Annotated in this window: 1 protein-coding gene; it reads right to left on the bottom strand. The window is 42.1% G+C overall.

The window, feature by feature from the left end; genetic code table 11:
* Positions 1–565: transposase (locus LPKJCM_RS04885; protein WP_165758569.1), on the bottom strand; the 565-nt coding region annotated here is incomplete at both ends.

Genomic DNA, 565 nt, shown 5'->3' with positions numbered 1-565 from the left:
CCGGGAATCACTTTTTCAGTTTTTATTTGCTGATCTAGTTCGTTAATCTCTGTATCCAATGCGGCCACTTCCGCTTCAAGCGTCTGAAGATCCGTCGGATCCATTTCGCTTGCCACTGCTAGATTGACTTTGTTTTGAATCAGGTTTTTAAACAAATTCCGGGTTTTCTGGTCCAACTTACTTTCAAATTTTTCCGTGCTTTTTCGCCAGACAAATGAATACTTATTGGCATCGGCGAGGATTTTAGTGCCATCAATGAAAATTGCTTCATCACTTAACAGCTTGTTATCAATCAATGATTGGCGGAACTGCAGATACATGAGGGCAATTAACTTGGTGGTTTGTGGATCAGTCCGGAAACGATTGATTGTCCGGTAACTGGGCACCACGTCAGGGTCACCGATTAACCATTTCATTGGAATGTTTTCCTCGGCCATTTGTTGAATTTTCCGTCCCGAAAACACTTTCCGTGAGTAGGCAAATAACATCATCTTGAGCATCATTAACGGTGAATATTGTGGTCGGCCAAAGGCTGACTCTTCTCCATAAACTAATTGATAGGGAA

This window comes from Lentilactobacillus parakefiri (assembly GCF_002157585.1).
GTDB classification, from domain to species: Bacteria; Bacillota; Bacilli; order Lactobacillales; family Lactobacillaceae; genus Lentilactobacillus; species Lentilactobacillus parakefiri.
Note: the sequence above shows the minus strand (reverse complement) of the source record. Positions and strands in the feature narration are given on the sequence as shown.